The organism is Pseudomonas sp. GD04158 (assembly GCF_029834875.1).
Classification (GTDB): domain Bacteria; phylum Pseudomonadota; class Gammaproteobacteria; order Pseudomonadales; family Pseudomonadaceae; genus Aquipseudomonas; species Aquipseudomonas hydrolytica.
Window position 1 is genome coordinate 1 of the sequence record NZ_JAODYT010000035.1, and the last position, 18,137, is coordinate 18,137.

The following is an 18,137-nucleotide window of genomic DNA, read 5'->3' on the forward strand; positions in this document are numbered from 1 at the left end:
GATGAACTGGTGGAACCAGAACATCCCGGCACCATTTTCTGCATGCGGACGCACCAACGCGAGTCTCCGTCCCAAGCAACAACGTACACCTGGCGGAATCAAAGCAAAGAAACCAAGTGTCGCCTCGTAGCTGAACACGATATCTCCGTGCCTTGGCTCAATACGGCGTGTCCACTGCGTCCAATCGCTCTCGCTGATATGGCGAATATCAGACAGATCCAAGCTGGTGCCAGTTAGATTCTTGATCCCAAGAAAGACTGGACCATCTGCCGACTCAGCCGGCGTGGCATGTGGACCGTCGTAAATCCCCTCTACAAGCTCACCGATAGCTCTGACCCGCCACCCCTTCGGCACCAAGCCCAGTTCGGACTCTTCGAAGCTGTCGGGGAACAGAGCGGCGGTGGTAGCGTCCATGCCTTCCGGCTGGCGGCCTTCGGCCTTGGCGCGCACGGGGTCGAAATCGACGAACCAGGATTTGAAAAGAGCCTGGGCGATGGCTTCCAGGGTGGCGTTGGTTTCGCGTAGCAGGGTGATGCGGTCGTCGAATGCGCAGAGAAATTCAGCAATAGCTTTCTGAGTATTTAACGCAGGAATACTTACAGGAGTTTTGCGAAGAATACCGAGATTGGTATGTGGTACGCCTGTTTGGATTGCAGAGTTCAGCACATAACGAAGCTGCTCCTCTGATCTAAACAAGTAATAAATAAAATGAGGATCCGCTTTATTTGGATCCACTGTAATTTTCATTTGGCTTTGAGAAACGACGTACTCCGAATAAGGGGCTTGTGGAACTATCGAAACCTGCCCCAAGGTTCCCCGCTGGGTGAAAACGACATCACCAGGCCGAGCTTTATTCTGCTCTAACTGAGCTGCTTTCTCAGACGAAACAAAAACAAAATCGCCTGACACCCATTTGCCCCCCATATTCTGCCCACGAATAACGGGGACTCCCTGCTCTTGATAGTCCTTGGACACAAGGTTTGAGCCGAACGGCCCACCTACAATTGCATTCTTTTGAGGTGCGGCAAGGTCTTCTAGAAGCAATGACTCAAAACTCATACCCCAGCCCCCCCAGCTTCTGCCGGATCAACTGATCGAGTTCCGCGCCCTTCTGCATCTGCTCGCTCAACTGCCTCGTCAGCCGCTGCATCTTTTCGGCAAAGGCTTCGTCGTCGTCTTCCATCTCTTCAGCACCGACATAGCGGCCCGGCGTCAGTACATGGCCATGCTCGGCGATCTCCGTGAGGGTGACGCTGCGGCAGAAGCCGGGAATATCCGCGTATTCGCCAACCTGCCCGCCTTCATCCAACGCTTCACCACGCCAGGCCGCCACGGTGCTGGCGATGCGCTCGATATCGGCATCGGTCAGTTCGATCTGCACACGGCTGACGCTGCTGCCCAGCTTGCGCGCATCGATAAACAGCACCTGGCCACTGCGGTCGATACCGCCGGTGCTTAGCGCATGGCGCTTGTCCTTGGCCAGGAACCACAGGCAGGCGGGAATCTGGGTGTTGAAGAACAGCTGGCCAGGCAAGGCGACCATCACTTCCACCACGTCAGCTTCAACCATGGCGCGGCGAATCTCACCTTCACTGTTCTGACTGGAGCTCATCGATCCGTTGGCCAGCACGATGCCGGCGCGGCCATTGGGCTTGAGGTGGTAGAGCATATGTTGCAGCCAGGCGTAGTTGGCGTTGCCCTGCGGCGGCGTGCCATAGACCCAGCGTGGGTCGCCTTCCAGGCTGCCATGCCACCAGTCGCTGATATTGAACGGCGGGTTGGCCAGTACGAAGTCAGCACGCAGATCACTGTGCTGGTTGCGCACAAAGGTATCTGCAGGCTCTTTGCCCAGGTTGAAGTCGATGCCGCGAATGGCCAGGTTCATCGCCGCCAGGCGCCAGGTGGTGGGGTTGGATTCCTGGCCGTAGATGGACACATCGCCCAACTTGCCGCCGTGGGCTTCGATAAATTTCTCCGACTGCACGAACATGCCGCCGGAGCCGCAGCAGGGGTCGTAGACCTTGCCGTGGTGCGGGTTGAGTACCGCCACCAGGGTTTTGACGATGCTGGCCGGCGTATAGAACTGCCCGCCCTTCTTACCCTCGGCGCTGGCGAACTGGCCGAGGAAATATTCGTAGACCTGACCGAGCAGGTCGCGGGCCTTGTTGGCATCGTCGCCGAAGCCGATGGTGGAGATCAGGTCCACCAGCTCGCCAAGCTTGCCGTCCGGCAACTGGGCGCGGGCGTAGCGCTTGTCGAGGATGTTCTTCAGTTTTGGGTTTTCCGCTTCGATGGCGGCCAGGGCCTCGTCGATGCGCCGGCCTATATCCACCTGCTTGGCAGCCGCACGAATCGACTCCCAGCGCGCCACTTCCGGCACCCAGAATACGTTGACCTCGCGGTAGTAGTCACGGTCTTCCAGCTCGGCGTTGAGCGCTTCCGGGTCATCGTCGCCCAGGTAGTAGTCGTCGTTTTCATCAAGCAGCTTGTGCGTAAGCTCGGCGCGGCGGCCAGAGAAGCTGTCGGAAATGTACTTGAGGAAGATCAGCCCGAGCACGATGTGCTTGTACTCGGCGGCGTCCATATTGGCGCGCAGCTTGTCGGCGGTGGCCCAGAGGGTTTTCTCCATGGCCTCGATGCTGGTGGCTTGCTGCTTGGGCGCTTTGGCCTTTTTCACCGCTGCAGCGGCTTGCACCAGATAGCCGGCGGAGGCCTCTTCGGTATTGACCGGTGCCATGCGTTCACGGGCCTTGTTCAACACCTGATCTGCCAGGCTGCTGCCCGAGGCTGGCGCGCGCAGGACCGAACCACCGCGGCCACGGCCTTTGACCAGTACCCCTTGTTCAATCAGGGCATCGCGAGCGGCCCAGAGCTGCTCCTCACTGATTCCCGGCAACTGCGCTTTTAGCCGCTCAAACAACGTTTGATTGCCAATGCTGCTGCCATCAACCGGCACTGCAGCCAGCAGGGCTTCGCCAAGTTGGGCCAAAACACTCATACAACACTCCTCAATACGCGCTGCATATTGGCGGCGCGCCGATACTAAAACGGTGATGGCAAAAGGCGTGGGGGATGGCTGTGTGACGCTTATTGGGCGGTGTACCAAGACGACTGGAGAGGCCATCCCTGGGATACCGCGGCCTGCCATGCTGTGATGCTCGTCACCTTATCCACTGGCCGCACAGGGGTAAAGCCATAGCCAATAGTTTGTGTCCGTGCGGCCAGTTTCCCCGCCCAGCAATGCGCAGCGCTTAAGCCAAGTAGCCTCTTCTTTGGAGCCTTTCTTCCAGCTTTACGGCAAGAGGCATAGCGGCCCCTTGCCCATTTAGCCCAAGGGTTTAAGGGTCAATCGCTTGCCTGGGCAAAATTGCCCTCAATCGCTCGGTGGGTCATCGATGGGATATCCAACACCGGGAGCGCATCCATCATCTGCGCTCCAGGCCCGTCTTCGTACTCAACGGCCTCGCTGGCGTAACTGGTGATCCAGATCTTTCTCTTGCCTAGCGACAACTCAAAACCCGAGTCGCCCTCAATCGCTTTCGGCAACGCCCAGCCTGTTTTTTGCAGAGCGGTCACGCTGATAATCAGATGACCGAGGTAGGGATTATTCAGAAAAAGCTTTTCATGCAGCCAGGGCCAGAACACTGTGTCCCCCTGATTCGGCCCAACAGTGTCCGGGCTGGATGCCTGCCAACCTTTGTACTCGCGCGCCTCGCTTAATGAATCGTATGGATGGGAGTGAAAGGTGCCCACTACCTCCAAATGAGGCCAATAGCGTGTGACAAACTCCATTTTCATGCGCAGCGAGGCCAGGTCGGGGTTGGCCGAGCCTTTGGTCACCAGGGCCGATGTCTCAACAGTGGCGGTTGTCACAATAATGCGCGGGGGGCGATTGCCCCGCTCGGGGGTCATATATCCCCAAAGCAGGCCAAAGGTTTCCAGTTTGTCTTCTTTCTTCCGCGGGCTCGTACGCCCAATTTCGTAGGCCTCCAATGCAGAGGTGATCAACTGCGGCACCGCATGGTCTTCAACGGTGATGTACAAAGGTTTCATCGCTTTCCCTCCCTACGTAAGGTGCATACCTGCACTCAATTGAGATATTCAACATGTTGAAGCAGCTCGCCTATTCAACGAGCAGCGCCTACACCAAGCTGGCTAACCAGGGCTGAGTAATCGCCTTTCGCTCAGCCAGGCCCAGGGTTGCGACGCCATCTTTCACCAAAGCTTTTTTATCGCCCGTGTGCGGATTATTGACGTAGGTGCTGATGCAGGGGAGCGCATTGGAATTGCCACTCCAGCGCAGGTTGAACGCCGCCAGTTTGGGGAACCAGTACTGGCTGGCATACGGCAAGTTGTCATGGATCCACCAGGCTAGTGGCGTCCAGTCTTTATGCTCGTCGTACCAGGACAATAAGGCCGGCACTACGATGCAGGCCGCTGCCCCGAGGTGGCCTTCTGCATCCGGGTAATCCCAGATATGCTCGGCGTAGTTGCTTTCGTTCTTCGCGCAGTTGTTGCCATCTTCCGCTCCCTTGGCATTTACCGCCGGCGAGCGATACGCGGAGCGAATGGCGATACGACCGAAGCGGTCTTGCAGTGGCTCCAGCAAGTATTCACAAAGCCCACGCCCGGCTTCGATGGCCCGATCCGGGTAGTCCGGAATATTGGGGATGCCTTCGATCTGGCTGATTTCCGAGTAGAGGAAATCACGCATAAAAAAGTGCTTGGAGAGCTTGACCCGACCCAATTCTTCCAGGGCCTGCACCGATGCTGGTTTCTTCATCCTGATGTGTTCCTTGTTACTAGGCATCCATTGCCAGAGGTTGTACCCAAACCTTGTTGATTTGTCTGCGGGTAATTAACAGTCGTGATGTCTCTGCCTCGCCTGCTCTTGGGCAAACTCAAGCTTTCGCTGTAGTTGCTCGACGTGTGCCTTTTCCGCCCTCAGGCCGGCAGTCAATTCGCGTATCTCATCCTCTTGCAGATAAACCCGCATCAGCGACTGCTTCAACTGGGCCTGTAAGTTTTGCAAGCTAGCGAACGCTTCACGCCGCTTAAGGACCTGCCAATACAGGGCAACTCCAGCTCCTTGCACAAGCAGCATGCAAATGCCCATAACGAGCCACGACATCCCAAGTCCAAACACGCTTTGCTCTCCCTTTGCCAGTCCGCCCTGTTGCAGCGGACTTGAACGACAGCATCAAGATATGTAGCTTTAAGCGACACATCCAGAGTGTTTACCTGTACAGGTAAAGTTTTCGAGCAGATGGAGAGGCTATGAAGCGTAAGCAGGAAATCACGTCGGTTCGCTGGGATCTGGCACTGCGCTACCGTTTGATCGAGACGGTGGCCTGGTGGGAGGGGCGTCTGACTACAGGTCATCTGATGCAGAGCTTCGGCATCAGCCGGCAACAGGCGTCGAAGGACATCAACTCGTACATTTCCGAGTACGCACCGCAGAACCTGGAATATGACAAGCATTTGAAGGGGTATGTACCGAGCAGCCACTTCAAGCCACTGTTTATTGATGACAGTGCCAGCGCCTACCTACACTTGCTCAACCAAAATCATGACCGCGCCCCTCACATCGAAGGGCTGGCATTGGCCTATGCGCATACCGAAGTGCTGCAGGTGCCGGATCGCACGGTTCGCCCGGATCTGCTGCGCCCTCTTCTGCGCGCCTGCCGCGAAGGGCTGCGCCTGGAATGTGAGTATGTTTCGTTCACCACGCCTGACGCAGAAACGCGTCTGATCGCCCCGCACACGCTGATCTACACCGGCATGCGCTGGCATGTGCGCGCCTATTGCGAGAAGAACCGGGATTACCGCGACTTTGTGTTAAGCCGCTTTCGTGGTGTGCCGGAGTTGATGGACGACAAGACCGAAAATACTCGCGAACAAGACCCGGGTTGGACTACCCAGGTGCAGGTCATCATTGAACCCGACTCCCGCCTGAAGCCCGAGCAGCAAGCCATCATCGAAACCGACTACGGTATGCAGGATGGCCGACTGATCATCGAAACACGCGGCGCATTGGTGCAGTACGTATTGCAGCGCTATCAGATCGATCCGACCAAGGTGCATGCCAAAGCGACGGCGCAGCAAATTGTGGTGGTGAATCTGGATGAGTTGCAGGGGTGGCTCTACCACTAGCCAGAGTCCTCTTCCACTAGCGGGCTCTGCCGAAAAGAAAATAAGCCCGCGTCACATTTCGTCGCGGGCGGAGTCCAGCATGGCTGCTCACTCTCAAGGGAGCAGCACCATGGATAGCCTGATCAAGGAAAACCTCGAATCACTCCTGCAGGAAACCTCGAATACCAAGCGCTTAGGTCGTCGAATTATCAGCCTGGCTGGCTTTCTCAGCCATTCCGAACCGCCTGAGCATTTGCAGGAGCAGTTGAACAATCTGTCGCGCTTGTTGATTCAGCAGGATGCATTCGACGCCTTGCTTGAACCCGTCACGTTAATGTCCAGGGCGGGGCAAACGCATACCTTGGACGCTCATGCCATGCGCGCGATGCTGGCGAGCCTTGAGGAGGTCCGCAAACACATCGCAGCACTGGAAGACATCAACTATGCCCAACTGATCAGTTGGCTGGTAAGCCTGGCCGTTGCGCGCAAAATCATTCGTGTGAAGACGACGGATAAAGGCTGAACTTGGCTGCTCTGGGGGCTTTACGCAATCAGCTGCGGCAAAATCTCGCCTGCCGTGCCGGCAATCCCCCACTCCCCATCCTCAAGGCTGAGTTGGGGGTTGATATGTATAACCCTCGCCCCGGCTCTGCGGACAATAGTCGGCAGCTCAGCGGCCGGGTAAACAATGCCCGAGGTGCCCACAACCAGCAGTAGATCGGCTTCTTTTGCAGCGCTAAAAGCTCTTCTCAGGGCCGCATCAGGTAGCGACTCGCCAAACCAAACGACACCAGGGCGCAGTCGACCGCCGCAGTGCTCGCAGCGTGGTGGTTCTAGCTCACGCCCCTGCTCTGGCTCATTCGGCTCTGGCAGTCTGCTTTGGGGCTCACGTGCACAGGCGAAACAGCGTGGCCGCAGCAATGAACCATGCAGATGAATGACATCGCGACTGCCGGCCCGCTCATGCAGATCATCAACGTTTTGCGTGATTAATGTCATCTGCGGTGTGTGCTCAGCAAGGCGTGCCAAGGCCAAGTGTGCGGGATTCGGCTGAGCCTGCATCACCTTCATGCGGCGCCATTCATACCATCCCCAGACAAGCGCCGGATTACGGCGAAATGCTTGAGCACTGGCCAACTCCATTGGATCGAAGCGCTGCCAAAGCCCTGTGAGCGGGTCGCGAAAAGTTGGTATCCCGCTTTCTGCCGAAACACCTGCGCCTGTCAGGACGACGATATGGCGGGCGGTATTCAATGCCTCGATTATCTGATTCTGCGCAGTCATAGCTTCTCCCGTACTTAACTCACTTCTGCGATGTTTCTCAAGACCTTTGTATACGCCACCTGAACATGCATCATCTGATCACCTCTGTCGGGCATAATGCCGAACACGCCCTTCCCGCTGGCTTCTTCAACTCAAGCTATTTAGCCAACCACAGCATGCGACACATTACGTCGCACGGCATTGCAACAATTCCTCCACGGTCACAGGAGGACTCGCCATGCCAAAGCCCACCCGCAAATCCGGCCCCCACAGTCACGACACATGCCCGCTGGCTATAGCGTGGATGTTCAAGTTGATGCTCGACTGCTCTGGCCATCGTGGTTTTATCAACCACTGCTGCTTCAGTGATGATGATGTCGCTCGTGAGCTGGGGGTCTACTGGCTGATTGAAGCTGACGACAGTGATGACGGAGACGCGGTGCCGGTCTTTCTTACCCATAGATCCGGGCCCTCGAAAAAAGCGCGCAAACCTAGCTTCCACGAACGCACGCTTGCTGCGCTGCGTGCGGAGCGCAAGCTTTTCGACAAAGCCTTCCCTAACCCCGTACTGCCAGACAACCTCCAGGCAAATCTGGAGAACCTCGCGCAGCTAATTGGCCTGGATGAGATTGAGCAGAAGCTGATCGGTTTCTGCTCATTGATGAATACTGACACTCTGCTGGACGACTGTTGCAACCAGCTCGGCTACATCGGCTTTAACCGCCTCACTAGGGTGCTGAGCATCCTGCTGGACGTCCCGCAGAATGACATTCGCGTGCGGCTTTCGGCAGAGGGTCGCCTGGTGCAGTCGGGCTTGATTGAAACCAACCTGCGCAGCAGTGCGCGAAATCACGTGTCTGATTTGTTGGGCTTCAACAACAAAGACCTACTGTTTTCAGTGCGTCACCATCAGGGCAGTGCCATCGGACTCTTTCAGAGCGCCTTTCGTCCGGCCCCTGATAGCTTGTTGTGTGCCGATGACTTTACCCACCTCAGTGTGCCCCTGAATATCGCCCGCCCCTATCTGCAACAGGTACTGGAGGAAAAGAAGCTGGGGGTGAACATTCTGATCTATGGCCCGCCCGGCACAGGCAAAAGTCAGCTCACCCGCATGCTGGCAAACGAACTATGCGCCGAGCTCTATGAGATTGCCTGCACGGATAACAATGGCGATCCGATTGATCGCCGCGGACGGCTGTGCGCCCTTCGCTCAGCGATGTGCGTACTCGGCCAGCAAAAGACGCTGCTGGTGCTGGATGAGATTGAAGATCTGTTCAGTGGCAGCAGCGAGCTGGCCATGCTGGCCGGCCAGGAGCTGCAGAAGGGCTGGATCAATCGCATGCTGGAGGAGAACCCCATTCCCTGCTTTTGGCTCACCAACAACATTCATGCGCTGGACAATGCCTATATTCGGCGCTTCGACCTTGTTCTCAGGCTGGAAAACCCACCGCGGCGGCAGCGTGAGAACATCATTCGCAGCGCCAGCCACAATCAGCTCAGCCAGCCCTTGATCGACAAGCTGGCGGACCACGAGCAGTTGATGCCAGCCATCATCACACGGGCGATGAGCGTGGCGAGTATTCAGGATCAGGCAAACACGACCAATCTGGACACCACTGTTGAGTTCCTGGTCAATGCCACGCTGCAAGCCCAGGGCTTTCCGCGTCTCGGCCAGGGCCGCATGCATGCCTTGCCTACGTTTTACAGCCCTGAACTGGCCAATACCGATATGCCACTCGATCAGCTCTTGAGCGGGCTGCGTAATTATGGCGAAGCGCGCCTGTGCTTTTACGGCCCTCCCGGTACAGGCAAGACCGCGTTTGGTCATTGGCTGGCGCAGCAACTCGGCAAGCCACTGTTGACCCGCCGCGCATCCGACTTGATTTCACCTTATGTGGGAATGACCGAGCAAAACTTCGCCCGGGCATTTGAACAAGCCAACGACGATGATGCGATTCTGCTGCTCGATGAGGTGGATAGCTTTCTGCAGGACCGGCGCAACGCCCGGCATAGCTGGGAGATCAGTGCGGTAAACGAAATGCTGACACAGATGGAAAGCTACCGCGGCCTCTTTATCGCCTCCACCAACCTGATGGAAAACCTCGACGAAGCGGCACTGCGGCGCTTCGACTTGAAGATTAGTTTTGGCTACCTCACTGCGGAGCAAATCACTCAACTACTCCGCCAGCATCTACGCCAGATGGGCTTGAAGAGACCGGACAGCCTTAAGCTCGCCCGGCTACTCAGACAAAGTTGCCTTACACCGGGTGATTTTGCACTGGTGGCCAGGCGTGCCCGCTTCAACCCCTTCACAGACGCCAATCACGTGATTGATGCGCTGCTGGCTGAGAGCAGCCTGAAAAGCGCCAGCACTATGAGAGCCATTGGCTTTGCCGAGTGGTAGATCCTGGAAGGTTCGGCAGCCTTGAGGTTGCTGAACCTGCTGCTGATTTGTTGGTGTCAGGGCATCCCTATGATGCAGTTGCTTGGAGTACCGGGGCTGGGCATGATGCCAATTAGACACTTCCAGACAAGGATGCCCGCTGTGCCATCAGCCACCAGCCGCAGCACACTGACCCGACAATGGGAACTGCTCAAGCTGCTGCCACCCAAGGGCCCGGGGATCACAACGCTTGAGTTACAACGCCTACTCGGTGACGCAGGGCACGAAACCACAAAGCGCACCATTGAGCGTGACCTTGTTGAGCTATCCAGGCTTTTTCCCCTGCAATGCAATAACAAAGGCATGCCCTACGGTTGGCACTGGATGCCCGGAAAAAGCGCCGAGCTTCCTGGCATCACACTTGGCGAGGCCCTTACCTTGCGGCTAGTGGAAGGCAGCATTCGTCCCTTGATACCGGCTTTTATGCTGAAAACGCTTGAGCCGCGTTTCAACCTAGCCAGGCAAAAGCTGGAAGCCATGAGCGAAGAAAATCCTTCGGCTCGCTGGCTAGACAAGGTGGCCAGCGTGCAACCAGAGCTCACGCAAATCCCTCCAGAAATCAACGCCGATCTTCTCGACGTGATTCAGCAAGCACTGATGAACGATACCCAGCTCAGCTGCCGCTATTACTCAGCCCACAAGAATCAATATCACAATTTCACCCTTAACCCACTGGGCTTGGTTCAGCGAGCCCACACCACCTACCTCATAGCCAGCGCCGAACCCTTCGACGACATCCGTCAGTTCGTTGTTCATCGTTTCGAAGAGGCACGTGGGCTGCCCACTCAATGCTTCAAACCGGAAGGGTTTGACCTGCAGGACTATGTCGATAGTGGCGCCATGCAGTTTGGTACCCACGAGAAGATCAAGCTCGAAGCCTGGATCAGCGCAGGACTCGCGCGCCTGCTGCAAGAGGCGCCCATATCCCACGACATGCTGCTGACCACAGAAGATGAAGGCTCACGACTAACCGCCACGGTGAATGACAGCTGGGAGCTGAAGTGGTGGATTTTGTCCCACGCAGGATCCATTCAGATACAACAACCACAGGGTCTCAGAGACGAGATCCAGCAACGACTACGGGCGGCTCTAGAGCTGCATGAGCAAGCGCCTATGAGCTGATTGATGATGGTCGCCGGGATTAGGACTCAAATTAACAAGCGCCAGGAGAACATAATGGACACAGCACAATGGATCACCTTGTTCGAGCAAGCCTTTCGCACGATGGACAAGAAACTTGAGCAGGTGCTGCAGCTAAACAGCTGCCGAGAGCATTGGATACAGGCTGAAATCAGCCTTCATGCCTGGTTCAAGAACGAAGTTGAAATCTGGACTGACCTACCCCTAGGTGAAGGCCTCAAAGCAGACCTTTACTCGCAGGATGAAAGCGGTAAGACAACCATGGTGGCTGAGGTCAAATGCCTGGGCGACGGATCGCAAGCAAAATGCTTGGAAGGTGATTGGTCCGTGCGTGCCGATATCGAAAGGCTTTCCTCCGTCGACGCTCCATCTCGCTTATTCGTGCTGGTGATTGCCAAAGGCGAACAGGAAACCAATATCGGTAAACGTCTGCGTAATGATGAGTGGGTGGAGGGACGGGAATCCGTCAATGTGGATATGGGGCACGCGTTGATTCGGATTTGGGCCTTGTGATTTTTGGCCTCAGACTAATGAGCTGAGAACCTTTACACACGTAGACCTGGCAGCACTTATGCCAGGTATTACCAGCAGCGACGATTCTGATAGACCTGCCACAATCGGCTAACTATTGGCGACTCTCGGCCATTAACGAACGCTGGGAAAGAGGAACGCTGCAGCCGGGGGCGCCTTGCCAAAACAGCCGAATGGAGCATGCGACGGGAGTTGCTCTCTCCCGCTCATACCACCCGCTGAGGGATCCACTGAAGGTCGACGCCCGGTGATCTCGACAATCAGCAATCAATGCGCATGGCCTTCGAACGAGATCGAGCGTATGCAGCATGTGTTGTTCGAACTCTCGATAAGTCTGCTTCGCACGCAGGCCTGACCTGGACAGCCTCGGCGCGACCAAATCGTTTATCACCATATCGAGCAATAGAGTCCGTCGCTTGATGGCCCATTACATAAGCAATTTCGACCCGCGACAGTCCCGATGCCTTGAGGTTTGATCCGAACTGGTGGCGCAACGTGTACATACTCGGCACCTTTTTACGAGGAAAGGTCTCAAGAGCCGCGCGACGAATCGCTATTCGGATTGAGTCCAAGCTCCTGCCCTGAGAATGGAAAGCCTCAAGAGCATTGCTCACCAGCCTGCAGAAATCCTCACTGGCTTCAAGCACTCGGTCAGCACCACGCAGACCGCCATGGCTGTGTTTCGCGCCAGGAATCATGATGCGATTGCCATTGACGCTGATACCACTGAGCTCACAAGGGCGCGCGCCTGTCATACTGATCAACAAAAGGGCCCCCGCCTCAACCACCTGTTCCTTTGCTAACAGCTCCTTGACCCAGCGCCCAAACTCTTCATCAGTAATTCTCTGCCGCCGCGCCTGCTTGCGTTTGCGAGGCAAACCCAAGACGGTAACAGGGTTGAGTGTCCGATTGATTTCCTGGGCAATCCAGAAGTGATTCCGGAGCTTTTGATCCAGCGCGAGTGCATTGCGCAACCGCCTGAAATAGTCGGGCCGATATTCAGGCGCAGCCCTCAATAAAGCACCAATGATATTCAGCTCATTTAGCTCACTGACCGGGATGCCAGGCAGGCGCGTTTCGTAGAAGTGGCTGGCTAGTGAGCGGTAAGCATTTTGGGTCTCTGTGTTCATGCTGATTCTTCTTTTTATACGTACGAACGAGCTCGCACATAACCAGCATGCTCAATGAGCAAAAGCTATTGCAATACGCCGATCAATTATTTTTTGTATACGACAGAAAAAACAAGCGTCAAACCGACCTGCCACGCCAAGGCGGACATAGGTTCGTTGATTGAAGATGAAGCCAACATGCATAGAGGCAACGGCTTCAAGCGGCTGTGACGCAACAGAAGCGAGACAAGCTTGGTCCATCGCAAACCTCAGTGTTTCAGCGCGACAGGTTCTGTCGCTATAACCGGGTAATGTCCTCTGCAAGCACCACGCAAAGGAGACTCGGCGTATGAGGACAGCTATCACCCACTGCTGCTGCCATTGTGAATGGCAGCAGACGATAGTGCTCCACGATGGGGATAGCACCACAAACGAGTGCTTCGATCACTGCCCTTGGTGTCGCTCGCCAGAGCTTGCTGAACGTCGAGCAACCCACCTAGAGGCCCTAGCGGCTAGTTTCGCTCGTTCGGGCTACGGTGTTTATCGCCGGAGTGGCAAATCGCCACTTAAAGGGTTAGATTCGTCATGTAAGTGGCGCCAACAAAGCGCACCCATTTCAGTACGACAGGGAAGTTAAGATGTCCGAAGCCAAGGACACGCTCCTGAGACTTATCGCGCTACTGCGCCTTATCCCACGAGCACCAGGCCGCATTGCGACCACAACCTTGCTAGAGAAACTCAAGGATGATGGTTTCTCGGTAAGCCTGCGCACGGTTCAACGCGACCTTGACCGACTGTCGATCCCATTTGCACTGCAGCGTGACGAGAGCTCCCCATCATTTCGCTGGAGCCTTTCGGAAAATGCGCCTATCGATTTGTCGGCCATGGATACTCCCACGGCACTGGCACTGTACCTCGCGGAAAGCCACCTAAAGACATTATTGCCACAGAGCGTTATGGATCAGCTCGGTCCCCAGTTCCGTATGGCCCGCGACTACCTCGAAAACTTGGAAAACAATGGCCTGGCACACTGGGCTCGCCGGGTGCGAGCACACCCAAACGGTAAGTCCTTGCAACCCGCTCAGATCGCCTCGCAGGTTTGGGAACAGACCTCCACCGCTCTGCTGGAACACAAACAGCTGCAGATCAGCTACCTGAGTCGCAGCAAATCCGAGCTCAAGCAGCTATTGATCCACCCCGCTGGACTAGTCTCGCGCCACGCCATCAGCTACCTGATCGGCAGTGTCGAGGGCTATGACGACTTGCGCCAGTTCGCCCTGCACCGCATCCACCAGGCCGAGTGCCTGAGCACAGCGGCCCGCGCCCACAACGACTTCGAGATAGACAAATATATCCGCCAAGATCTCAACACCACCGCGCCCATTGAGCAGGTAGAGCTGGTCGCCGATGTATCACCGCAGATTGCCTGGCTGCTCGGTGAAACCCCGTTGAGCCAGAAACAGAGTCTGGAGCCGCTACCCGATAGCGACTGGCAACGGCTCCGCGCTGTCGTGCCGGATGATCAGGAGACGCTGTGGTGGGTGTTTGGGCTGGGGGAGAACGCGAGGGTTTGGGAGCCGCAGGGGTGGTGTAAAGCTATCAGCGACAAAGCAAATAAGCTGGGGGCCTTGTATGCGCATCAACGTCCATAAGGCGGCAACTACGGGAGAAGCCGAACTCCCTACGATGAAGCCGCCCCTCTCACCAAGACGCGATCTTCACTTGATAAATACCACTCTCGGTAAGCAAGAAAGCGAAGGCAGATACCGCAAAATTTACTAAGCAAAAACCCAGATATGGAGCATTCCTATGAGTACACCAGAAATCCAGAAACAAATTGATGATGCGATCAAAGACGCTGTAAAAGGATCTGGCAAAGTGAACGTAATCGTTGCAGGCAAGACCGGGGTTGGCAAAAGCACATTGATCAACAGTGTGTTCCGTGGCGAGCTGGCAAAAACTGGCTCCGGACAACCGGTCACACAACGAATAGAAGAAATTTCCAAGGAAGGCCATCCGATTGTAATCATTGATTCCAAAGGTCTGGAGCTCAAAGATTACGAAAAGATCATCAGCGAACTGCGCGATGAGATCACTGAGCGCTCACAGCACCATGACGAAAACAAACACATTCATGTAGCTTGGATTTGCATACACGAAGACGGCCGCAGAATTGAAGAGGCTGAGCAACACCTGTGTGAGATGCTCAAAGAAAAAGGCATCCCTGTCATTGTGGCAATTACCAAGTCGCGCTCAGACAACGGCTTCCGCGAGCAGGTCAGGGCAGCACTGCCGAGCGCCAAAGCCGTCGTGTCGGTCAGAGCGATCCCCGAGCAAATTGAAGATGACGGCGAAGTCATCACGCTCAAGGAAAAAGGCATCAACGAACTGATAACCGAAACAGCCAAACTCCTGCCTGATGCAAAGCAGAGAGCCTATGCCAACGCTCTCAACTCTCGGCATACCGCATCGACCAAGCTGAAAATCGAACAAGCCGAACGTGAAGTCAATATTGCTGCCACGGCCGCCGCTGCAGCTGGCGCAACTCCCATTCCCTTTGCCGACGCCGCACTTCTGGTACCGATCCAGGTCGGCATGCTGGCGAAAATCGGCATTACGTTCGGCATGGAAACAAGCACCACCGCACTGACGACCCTCGTAACCTCTGCACTGGGTGCCGGAGCTGCCACCCTGGCAGGCCGCACTGTAGTCACTGGGATACTGAAGATGATCCCCGGAGTCGGAACCTTGGCGGGCGGCGCTATTGCCGCGACGACTGCAGCAGCTCTTACCAAAGGGCTGGGCGCTGCCTATATCTCAATTCTGACCAGTTTCATCGAGAAGAACCCAGGTAAACCGCTGGATATGGATCTGATCACCAGCGAACTGAAGAACAAGCTCTCGTTCTCCTAGCGAGCTATCGCTCCTTATAGGCGCTCGTGGAAAGCGCCTGTAAGGATCACTCTACCGCTTAAATAAAACACTGATGCAGACAGCGTGACGGTCGGCATTCGCATTTTTCAAAAGAGCACGACAGCCAATACCTCTCTCGGCTTGAAAGGCCAACTCGCCGCTCAAACGTATCTTGACCGACCAAACCTCAGATTGACAGGTGCACACGATGCAAAAATAAACCATCTTCCAGAAGCTGCAAAGATCCATTGAGAGCCTACAGATAGGCGACTCCGAAAAGCAGAAACTGCGCGACGGAATTAATCGGCTGAAAAACTAAAAGACGAATTTGCTGATCACAGGTGCAACTGGCAGCGGCAAGAGTTCCACGATCAATGCCCTGTTCGGCACCGACACCGCCAAAGTCGGAATGGGCGTCGATCCGGAAACGATGGACATCCAGAAGTATGAACTAGATAACCTTGTTCTCTGGGACAGTCCAGGCCTAGGTGATGGCAAAGAAAAAGATCAGCGTCATGCGAAAGGCATCATCAAGAAGCTCAACGAGCTGGACAAAGATGGACGCCCACTGATCGATCTTGTGCTCGTCATTCTGGATGGCGGCAGCCGTGACTTGGGCACGTCATATGAGCTCATCAATCAGGTCATCATCCCCAATCTTGGCGAGCGTGCCCAGGAACGGATCATCGTCGCCATCAATCAAGCCGACATCGCTATGAAAGGCCAGCATTGGGACCACGAAACGAACCAGCCGAAGCCAAAACTGATCAGCTTTCTGGATGACAAGGTACGATCCGTCAAAGAGCGGATAAAAGAAGCAACAGGCGTAGACGTAGATCCTATCTACTACTGCGCAGGCTACAAGGAAGATGGCGAACAACAGAAACCTTGGAACCTATCCAAGCTGCTTTTCCTCATTGTTAACAGCACGCCCCTAGAAAAAAGACTGCCTTATATGGACAACATTTCTGCTGACCAAGAAATGTGGAAGGATGATGACGGCCTGAAAGACTATAAAAAGGAAGTTCAGCGAAGCTTCCAGGAGGTTGCCAGCCACGTAGCAAAGAATGTGGCTGCAGGCGCAGCAGCTGGTGCGGCGCTGGGTTCAGTTGTTCCGGTGATCGGCACTGCGATCGGAGCTGCAGTAGGTGGCGCACTCGGTTTTTTTGCCGGCCTCCTGGGATTCTAGCGATGTACAGCGACTACCGACGCCATGAACTGGAGCAGAAATCCAGCAAGCTGGGAATAGTATTTGACGTAATGGTCACTGGCGCTACCGGCGCGGGAAAATCCACGACCCTTAACACCGTTTTTCAAAAGGAGGTAGCGCAAGTCGGTAGCGGCGTTGAACCACAGACCATGGGTCTGAACAGTTACAGGCTCAACAACGCATTCAGGCTTTGGGACACCCCAGGCCTGGGTGATGGCAGGGCTAATGACAAGAACCACGCCAAACTCATCATCGACCTACTCTATAAAAGCTATGGCGAAAATAATGGGTTCATCGACCTGACACTCGTCATCGTTGATGGCTCAAATCGAGATATGGGAACGATTTACAAGCTCTTGAACGACGTTATAGTTCCCAACTTTCCGAAAGAGCGAATCCTGATAGCAATCAATCAGGCAGACATGGCCATGAAAGGTCGCCACTGGAATCCTTACAGCAGACAGCCCGATGAAACGCTCAGGGCCTTTCTGGAAGACAAGGCCAAATCGCTGCTCGACCGGGTTCACGAAGCTACCGGAATAAAATTGATCAAGCCCGTCTATTACTCGGCAGAGCATGATTTTCATACCGACAAACTACTGGATCTGCTGATCGACAACATGCCGACTAAAAAGCGGCGCTTACGACTGTAGCGATGCGCCGCCTACATATCTTGCTGATGCAGTCACGCCCCATCAACCACCGGATAACAAGCATCCCCCCACAGCGTATCCGCGCAATCCATCATCAATTCGATGATCAGCGGCACTAGCTTGCCCAGCAAGCTGGTGCAATCGCGCATCTGCTCGCGGTTGACCGAACCGTTCCAGGTGGCGCCGCCGTGTATAAGCTGGTTGCGCAGGGTGTAAAGGCGGTTAAACAGCACGCCGAGCAGCGCTGGCGTATTGCCGCTGGCCAGGGCCTGCTGGGCGGCGCGCTTACCGCTGGCGAAGCGGGTTTTCCAAGTGGGCTCATCAATCTTGCCGCTCTGGTGATCCCAGAAACTCTGAAACACGTACGGGTTGTCCAGCAGTACACGGATGCTGCCGGAAAACTCCTGCCACACCAATGCATCGATACGCTTGCTTTCATCCAGAGAGCAGAGCTTTTCCAGAAAAGCCTTGAACGTCTCCTGCTCCGAGAGGCGTTGGCGCTCGTCGATCTCTGTGGCATAGGCCGCATTGAAGGCGATCCACAGAAAGATGAAGCGGCCGTCGAGGTCGTCCGCCTGCTCAGCGCGGTCGAGCCAGCTCAAGGCGCGATGCACCCGCAGGCGCAGATTGGGGTGCTGGGCATCGCGCTCCTGACGATGGCGTTGCTTGAGCGACTGGAACTGCATGACTCTCTCCTTGGATGAGCCCCGCACCCTACCAGAGTAATCTTTGACTGCAATACC

17 protein-coding genes are annotated in these 18,137 nt (G+C 55.5%); 10 read left to right on the plus strand and 7 right to left on the minus strand.

The annotated features are described in order from the left end of the window. The 4 genes from N7333_RS14310 to N7333_RS14325 form a co-directional block, all read right to left on the minus strand. Positions 1-1,059 (minus strand): restriction endonuclease subunit S (locus tag N7333_RS14310; protein WP_279859003.1); only part of this gene is annotated, 1,059 nt, incomplete at its 3' end. Further along, positions 1,049-2,998 carry a class I SAM-dependent DNA methyltransferase gene (locus N7333_RS14315; RefSeq protein WP_279859004.1) on the minus strand — a complete coding sequence of 650 codons (1,950 nt, stop codon included), beginning with the start codon at positions 2,996-2,998 and terminating at the stop codon, positions 1,049-1,051. The genes N7333_RS14315 and N7333_RS14310, both read right to left, overlap by 11 nt. 347 nt (positions 2,999-3,345) lie before the next feature. Then, a complete protein-coding gene (locus N7333_RS14320; protein WP_275546981.1) occupies positions 3,346-4,053 on the minus strand; it encodes a hypothetical protein in 708 nt (235 codons plus the stop codon). Positions 4,054-4,141: 88 nt separating this feature from the next. Further along, positions 4,142-4,783: a peptidase M15 gene (locus N7333_RS14325; RefSeq protein WP_275546982.1), complete on the minus strand. Its 642-nt coding sequence runs from the start codon at positions 4,781-4,783 to the stop codon at positions 4,142-4,144. Positions 4,784-5,277: 494 nt separating this feature from the next. Here N7333_RS14325 and N7333_RS14330 point away from each other — a divergent pair, with 494 nt between their 5' ends. Both N7333_RS14330 and N7333_RS14335 read left to right on the plus strand, forming a co-directional pair. Continuing rightward, positions 5,278-6,153, plus strand: coding sequence for a WYL domain-containing protein (locus tag N7333_RS14330; RefSeq protein WP_275546983.1), 876 nt, complete (start codon positions 5,278-5,280; stop codon positions 6,151-6,153). A 109-nt stretch (positions 6,154-6,262) separates the two neighbouring features. Beyond that, positions 6,263-6,655 carry a hypothetical protein gene (locus tag N7333_RS14335; RefSeq protein WP_279859005.1) on the plus strand — a complete coding sequence of 131 codons (393 nt, stop codon included), beginning with the start codon at positions 6,263-6,265 and terminating at the stop codon, positions 6,653-6,655. A 20-nt stretch (positions 6,656-6,675) separates the two neighbouring features. On the opposite strand, the gene N7333_RS14340 is transcribed toward N7333_RS14335, so the two are convergent. Then, positions 6,676-7,416 (minus strand): NAD-dependent deacylase, encoded by a 741-nt coding sequence (locus N7333_RS14340; protein ID WP_275546985.1) that lies wholly within the window; start codon positions 7,414-7,416, stop codon positions 6,676-6,678. Positions 7,417-7,633: 217 nt separating this feature from the next. Here N7333_RS14340 and N7333_RS14345 point away from each other — a divergent pair, with 217 nt between their 5' ends. The 3 genes from N7333_RS14345 to N7333_RS14355 all read left to right on the plus strand — a co-directional run bounded on the left by N7333_RS14345 (position 7,634) and on the right by N7333_RS14355 (position 11,491). Then, on the plus strand, positions 7,634-9,799 hold the full coding sequence (locus N7333_RS14345) for an ATP-binding protein (protein ID WP_275546986.1): 2,166 nt from the start codon (positions 7,634-7,636) through the stop codon (positions 9,797-9,799). A gap of 141 nt (positions 9,800-9,940) precedes the next feature. Further along, on the plus strand, positions 9,941-10,960 hold the full coding sequence (locus tag N7333_RS14350) for a WYL domain-containing protein (protein WP_275547013.1): 1,020 nt from the start codon (positions 9,941-9,943) through the stop codon (positions 10,958-10,960). A 54-nt stretch (positions 10,961-11,014) separates the two neighbouring features. Beyond that, complete coding sequence (locus tag N7333_RS14355) at positions 11,015-11,491, plus strand: hypothetical protein (protein ID WP_275546987.1); 477 nt, start codon at positions 11,015-11,017, stop codon at positions 11,489-11,491. A 278-nt stretch (positions 11,492-11,769) separates the two neighbouring features. Here N7333_RS14355 and N7333_RS14360 read toward each other — a convergent pair whose 3' ends face one another. Further along, positions 11,770-12,639: a site-specific integrase gene (locus tag N7333_RS14360; RefSeq protein WP_275546988.1), complete on the minus strand. Its 870-nt coding sequence runs from the start codon at positions 12,637-12,639 to the stop codon at positions 11,770-11,772. 54 nt (positions 12,640-12,693) lie between these two features. Here N7333_RS14360 and N7333_RS14365 point away from each other — a divergent pair, with 54 nt between their 5' ends. The 5 genes from N7333_RS14365 to N7333_RS14385 all read left to right on the plus strand — a co-directional run bounded on the left by N7333_RS14365 (position 12,694) and on the right by N7333_RS14385 (position 17,394). After that, on the plus strand, positions 12,694-12,849 hold the full coding sequence (locus N7333_RS14365; RefSeq protein ID WP_279859007.1) for a hypothetical protein: 156 nt from the start codon (positions 12,694-12,696) through the stop codon (positions 12,847-12,849). Between the two features lie 407 nt (positions 12,850-13,256). Next, positions 13,257-14,270, plus strand: a complete 1,014-nt coding sequence (locus N7333_RS14370) for a WYL domain-containing protein (protein WP_279859009.1) — start codon at positions 13,257-13,259, stop codon at positions 14,268-14,270. A 157-nt stretch (positions 14,271-14,427) separates the two neighbouring features. After that, positions 14,428-15,531: a GTPase gene (locus N7333_RS14375; protein ID WP_279859010.1), complete on the plus strand. Its 1,104-nt coding sequence runs from the start codon at positions 14,428-14,430 to the stop codon at positions 15,529-15,531. 328 nt (positions 15,532-15,859) lie between these two features. After that, positions 15,860-16,720 carry a GTPase gene (locus tag N7333_RS14380; protein WP_279859011.1) on the plus strand — a complete coding sequence of 287 codons (861 nt, stop codon included), beginning with the start codon at positions 15,860-15,862 and terminating at the stop codon, positions 16,718-16,720. A gap of 2 nt (positions 16,721-16,722) precedes the next feature. After that, positions 16,723-17,394 carry a GTPase gene (locus N7333_RS14385; protein ID WP_279859012.1) on the plus strand — a complete coding sequence of 224 codons (672 nt, stop codon included), beginning with the start codon at positions 16,723-16,725 and terminating at the stop codon, positions 17,392-17,394. Between the two features lie 32 nt (positions 17,395-17,426). Here the strand turns inward: N7333_RS14385 and N7333_RS14390 are convergent, their stop codons facing one another. After that, entirely contained in the window at positions 17,427-18,080 is a 654-nt protein-coding gene (locus N7333_RS14390) for a HEPN domain-containing protein (protein ID WP_279859036.1), read from the minus strand. Between the last annotated feature and the right edge of the window lie 57 nt (positions 18,081-18,137).

What these genes read in the sequence shown, in the direction of transcription:
- N7333_RS14315 (WP_279859004.1), bottom strand. Translation starts at nt 2,998, where the DNA reads ATGAGTGTTTTGGCCCAACTTGGCGAAGCCCTGCTGGCTGCAGTGCCG.
- N7333_RS14320 (WP_275546981.1), bottom strand. Translation starts at nt 4,053, where the DNA reads ATGAAACCTTTGTACATCACCGTTGAAGACCATGCGGTGCCGCAGTTG.
- N7333_RS14325 (WP_275546982.1), bottom strand. Translation starts at nt 4,783, where the DNA reads ATGAAGAAACCAGCATCGGTGCAGGCCCTGGAAGAATTGGGTCGGGTC.
- N7333_RS14330 (WP_275546983.1), top strand. Translation starts at nt 5,278, where the DNA reads ATGAAGCGTAAGCAGGAAATCACGTCGGTTCGCTGGGATCTGGCACTG.
- N7333_RS14335 (WP_279859005.1), top strand. Translation starts at nt 6,263, where the DNA reads ATGGATAGCCTGATCAAGGAAAACCTCGAATCACTCCTGCAGGAAACC.
- N7333_RS14340 (WP_275546985.1), bottom strand. Translation starts at nt 7,416, where the DNA reads ATGACTGCGCAGAATCAGATAATCGAGGCATTGAATACCGCCCGCCAT.
- N7333_RS14345 (WP_275546986.1), top strand. Translation starts at nt 7,634, where the DNA reads ATGCCAAAGCCCACCCGCAAATCCGGCCCCCACAGTCACGACACATGC.
- N7333_RS14355 (WP_275546987.1), top strand. Translation starts at nt 11,015, where the DNA reads ATGGACACAGCACAATGGATCACCTTGTTCGAGCAAGCCTTTCGCACG.
- N7333_RS14360 (WP_275546988.1), bottom strand. Translation starts at nt 12,639, where the DNA reads ATGAACACAGAGACCCAAAATGCTTACCGCTCACTAGCCAGCCACTTC.
- N7333_RS14365 (WP_279859007.1), top strand. Translation starts at nt 12,694, where the DNA reads ATGAGCAAAAGCTATTGCAATACGCCGATCAATTATTTTTTGTATACG.
- N7333_RS14370 (WP_279859009.1), top strand. Translation starts at nt 13,257, where the DNA reads ATGTCCGAAGCCAAGGACACGCTCCTGAGACTTATCGCGCTACTGCGC.
- N7333_RS14375 (WP_279859010.1), top strand. Translation starts at nt 14,428, where the DNA reads ATGAGTACACCAGAAATCCAGAAACAAATTGATGATGCGATCAAAGAC.
- N7333_RS14385 (WP_279859012.1), top strand. Translation starts at nt 16,723, where the DNA reads ATGTACAGCGACTACCGACGCCATGAACTGGAGCAGAAATCCAGCAAG.
- N7333_RS14390 (WP_279859036.1), bottom strand. Translation starts at nt 18,080, where the DNA reads ATGCAGTTCCAGTCGCTCAAGCAACGCCATCGTCAGGAGCGCGATGCC.